The sequence below is a fragment of the Marinobacter sp. genome, assembly GCF_035268745.1.
Lineage (GTDB): Bacteria > Pseudomonadota > Gammaproteobacteria > Pseudomonadales > Oleiphilaceae > Marinobacter.
Map to the genome: position 1 here is coordinate 1 of NZ_DATFKH010000114.1, position 3,742 is coordinate 3,742.

Annotated in this window: 6 protein-coding genes; 2 read left to right on the forward strand and 4 right to left on the reverse strand. The window is 54.9% G+C overall.

Annotated features, from left to right (window positions below):
- Nucleotides 1-96: 96 nt before the first annotated feature.
- Entirely contained in the window at nt 97-831 is a 735-nt protein-coding gene (locus tag VJ956_RS08475) for a HupE/UreJ family protein (protein ID WP_324083785.1), read from the reverse strand.
- Nucleotides 832-879: 48 nt separating this feature from the next.
- Nucleotides 880-1,266 carry a hypothetical protein gene (locus VJ956_RS08480; protein WP_324083786.1) on the reverse strand — a complete coding sequence of 129 codons (387 nt, stop codon included), beginning with the start codon at nt 1,264-1,266 and terminating at the stop codon, nt 880-882.
- Nucleotides 1,267-1,344: 78 nt separating this feature from the next.
- Between VJ956_RS08480 and VJ956_RS08485 the strand changes: the two genes are divergently transcribed.
- Together VJ956_RS08485 and VJ956_RS08490 are read left to right on the forward strand one after the other, a co-directional pair.
- Nucleotides 1,345-1,623, forward strand: a complete 279-nt coding sequence (locus tag VJ956_RS08485) for a metal-sensing transcriptional repressor (protein WP_324083789.1) — start codon at nt 1,345-1,347, stop codon at nt 1,621-1,623.
- Nucleotides 1,624-1,788: 165 nt separating this feature from the next.
- Entirely contained in the window at nt 1,789-3,102 is a 1,314-nt protein-coding gene (locus VJ956_RS08490; protein WP_324083791.1) for an MFS transporter, read from the forward strand.
- Nucleotides 3,103-3,169: 67 nt separating this feature from the next.
- Here VJ956_RS08490 and VJ956_RS08495 read toward each other — a convergent pair whose 3' ends face one another.
- Both VJ956_RS08495 and VJ956_RS08500 read right to left on the reverse strand, forming a co-directional pair.
- Nucleotides 3,170-3,304: an SCO family protein gene (locus VJ956_RS08495; protein WP_324083794.1), complete on the reverse strand. Its 135-nt coding sequence runs from the start codon at nt 3,302-3,304 to the stop codon at nt 3,170-3,172.
- Between the two features lie 285 nt (nt 3,305-3,589).
- Nucleotides 3,590-3,742 (reverse strand): DsbA family protein (locus VJ956_RS08500; RefSeq protein WP_414674409.1); only part of this gene is annotated, 153 nt, incomplete at its 5' end.

A 3,742-nucleotide genomic window follows, 5' to 3' on the forward strand; every position in this document is an offset into this window, starting at 1 on the left:
AATGGCCGCGATGATGGTTGATCGAATCAGTTTGGCAGTGCTGGGCAATGCTTCACGGTTGGGTATATCGGTGTTGTACATAGTGAATCTCCAGAATCAGGCGACAAAGTAACCGGTGAGTTGGTAACCGAAGAGCAGAAAGCCTGCGCTCATCATCGCCACGTTGGCGGTGTAGGCGTGGCGGAAAAAGCCGTCGGTTTTGCGCCAGAAGCTGATGGCAATCAGGATCATGGCCAGGGCGATGAGTTGACCGATTTCCACACCCACATTGAAGGCAAGGAGGTTCGGGATCAGCCCGTCCGGAGAAATGTCGTATTCGATGATCTTGGTGGACAGCCCAAAACCGTGGAAAAACCCAAAAATGAGGGTGGCGGCTTTGGTGTCAGGCTGGAAGCCAAACCAGCGCTGATAGGCTCCGATATTGTCCAGTGCCTTATACACAATGGACAGACCGATAATCGCATCGATGATGTAGCTGTTGATGCCGACGTTGAAGTACACACCCAACAGCATTGTGGTGGAATGCCCCAGCGCAAACAGGCTCACGTAGATGGCAATGTGCTGCATCCGATAGAGGAAGAAAATCACACCCAGCAGAAACAGCAGGTGGTCATATCCGGTGACCATGTGTTTGGCCCCGAGGTAGGTAAACGCAATGAGGTTCACACCGGTGATTTCCTGAATGTATCCCTTGTCGCCCTGGGCGACCGCATGGGCAAGCACATCGGTACTCAAACCGAGTAATCCGAGTGTCAGAAATATCCAGAACAGACGGTTACCCGTCCGCGCCATGGGCGCACTACGGTATCCGTCAAGCAGGCTTGACAACATAAAGACTCCAATCAACATTGTTTCGAGGTGCCGCGAAGGCGACGAGACTCACGCAAAGAGGAGCGGTTTCGGAGGGCGTTCAAACCGGTAGCGAAGGCTGCGGGGGGAGTCACCGGCAAATGTAACAGATTGCCGGAGGGTAATAGATATTGAGAAAGCAGCTGGAATCCTCAGCTGGTCCACGGTTTCATGGGTGTGATTGCCAGCGTCGTGATGCAGGGACGCATCAGCCTCTTCACCATCGAAATCGTGGCTGTGCCCATGCCCACCATGATGATTTGAATGGGCGCTGAGCGGCGATTCCGGATCGCCTGCCAACTCAACGACACCGTGAGAGAAAGCTTCACCAATCACCGACAGCGACAGTCCCGCCAATGCGAACAGCATCACCAGCGTCGGAAGCAGTTTTCTACATTGACTGGCCGCAATCATCATTTTCAGTGCGCTGATGCGTCTGTTGGATTTCCAGAGAGCCAGAAGATAACATCCCCCGGTGGGGGATAGGAATTAAAAATGGTAAATGATCAAACGCACCAATCACATCCGAACATCATCAAACGTCTGAAGCGGGCCAACGGTCACCTTGAAAGCGTGATTGCCATGATGGAAGACGGGAAACCGTGTCTTGAGCTGGCGCAGCAGCTTCATGCTGTGGAAAAGGCCATTCAGCAGGCCAAACGGGTGCTGGTGCAGGACCACATCGAGCATTGCCTCGACGATGCCGTCGGGTCGCTGGAGCCAGACCAGCAGCGGCGAGTCAATGAATTCAAGGCAATCGCCCGGTATCTCTGACGTTATCGCTGCTGCCTGTCAGTGCCATCGAACGTCAGTTTAATCCCTGTCTCGGGTCCAGTTTCAGCTTTTGACGTATCCTCCCCAGGGGGATAGCATAAAAAAGCTTCTGTAGTCAGATGACTGCCTCAAGCGCTCGGCCCCCAACGATGTTACTGGTAAGTCATGCTTGAGATTCTGAAACACCGAACGTATCGCCACTTGTTTTTCGCGCAGGTCGTTGCCCTTCTTGGCACCGGGCTAGCGACCGTGGCGCTGAGCCTGTTGGCGTTCGACCTGGCCGGAGGCGAGGCCGGGCAGGTTCTGGGTACCGCCATGGCCATCAAAATGGTCGCGTACGTATTGATAGCTCCGCTGGCTTCGGCTCTGGCCCAGAATGTTCCCCGGCGTGTTCTGCTGGTATCCCTGGATCTGGTTCGGGCGGCGACAGCCCTTGCTTTGCCTTTTGTTACTGAAATCTGGGAAGTGTATGTGGTAATCGCGGTACTTCAGTCCGCGTCGGCAGCGTTTACGCCAACCTTCCAGTCTACAATTCCGGATACCCTTCCGGATGAAGACGATTATACCAAGGCTCTTTCGCTTTCCCGGTTAGCCTATGATCTGGAAAACCTTATCAGTCCAGCGCTTGCAGCGCTGATTCTGTTTTTTTCCAGTTGGCAGGCACTGTTCTCGGGCACGGTGATCGGCTTTATTACATCGGCTTTGCTGGTAGTGTCTGTTGCTTTGCCGTCTGGGGCCAGATCCGCAAACTGTCGCGGCGTTTATGATCGAACACGGGCCGGTTTCAGAATTTTTGCAGCAACTCCGCGCTTGCGTGGTTTGATGGCATTGAACCTGGTTGTCAGTCTTGCGGGAGCCATGGTGATCGTGAATACGGTGGTTCTGGTGCAGGGCCAATTTGGCCTTACCGACCAGCATACGGCCATGGCCTTTGCGGCGTTTGGTGGTGGATCGATGTTGGCGGCATTGGTTTTGCCCGCGTTGCTGAAGCGCTGGCAGGACCGTCGAGTGATGCTGAACGGAGGCGTAATTCTGGTTTTCGGCTTGGTTCTTGCGGTGCCGGCAACCTCGCTGGGCTGGTTAATGCCTGTGTGGGCCTTGCTTGGCGTCGGTTTTTCGACCGTTCAAACCCCCATCGGCAGGGTGCTTATCCGGTCCTCTCACGCTGAAGACCGGCTCGCGCTGTTCGCTGCCCAGTTTTCCCTGTCCCATGCTGGATGGCTGTTCGCCTATCCAGTGGCCGGTTGGCTTGGGTCTATTGCCGGCATGAGTGCCACTCTGCTGGTGCTTGCTGGCTTCTCTGTCGCGGGGCTGTTGCTGGCGGCCAAGCTATGGCCGTCTGACGATCCAGTTGAGCGGTTGCATAGCCACGAGAATCTCCCGGGCGATCATCCGCATGTTGCAGAAAGTGCAAATTCTGGCGGTCGGCATACTCACATTTACGTCATCGATAGCTTGCACCCGAGGTGGCCAGGCTAGATTCGATGTCACTCGAACGATTCTCTATCAGTATCAGGCGTCCTCTTGAACAAGCGAAACAAGGTCATCACGAAGCTCCTGGGCGCTCAGGAGTGTCACGCTGAGGATCGACACTGACGAACAACGTGAGAACTTCGTCCTGAAGTTCCGGTGTGAGGCCGCTTGTGGCCTGATTGAGTTTTTTCAGGGTTGTGGGGCAAATGTCAGGGCAGGAGGTAAAGCCGAAAAAAGCATTCGTACGCGACCACTGTAATCACCGCCTGAAACAAGGGCGCCCTGGCTGTCGATTAAATTGAATTCAAGCTCGGGCACCGCGCGTGCTCCGGCCAGGCCGGAACATGTGCAAATGGGCTGCCAATTCTTTTGGATAGGACGTCCTGAGTTCAGTGTTCATTGCCCAATTCTCCTGCCGATTCGGCCCGCCAGCACCATTACCCCCATCACAACGAGAATCAGCCCTGCCCCTGTTTTCCTCGGCGGCCATGGGCTACTGTTCTGTGTCCGGGAGCGATTCTTGAACAAGACGAAGTAGCGGTTTGGGACCAAACTCCGTGAGTTGGCGACCATTCACGAAAAAGGTCGGGGTGCCCCGAACACCGATGGTCTTAACGTCCTGCATGTCCTTATCAAGGATGGCGCT

What these genes read in the sequence shown, in the direction of transcription:
- VJ956_RS08475 (WP_324083785.1), bottom strand. Translation starts at nt 831, where the DNA reads ATGTTGTCAAGCCTGCTTGACGGATACCGTAGTGCGCCCATGGCGCGG.
- VJ956_RS08480 (WP_324083786.1), bottom strand. Translation starts at nt 1,266, where the DNA reads ATGATGATTGCGGCCAGTCAATGTAGAAAACTGCTTCCGACGCTGGTG.
- VJ956_RS08485 (WP_324083789.1), top strand. Translation starts at nt 1,345, where the DNA reads ATGGTAAATGATCAAACGCACCAATCACATCCGAACATCATCAAACGT.
- VJ956_RS08490 (WP_324083791.1), top strand. Translation starts at nt 1,789, where the DNA reads ATGCTTGAGATTCTGAAACACCGAACGTATCGCCACTTGTTTTTCGCG.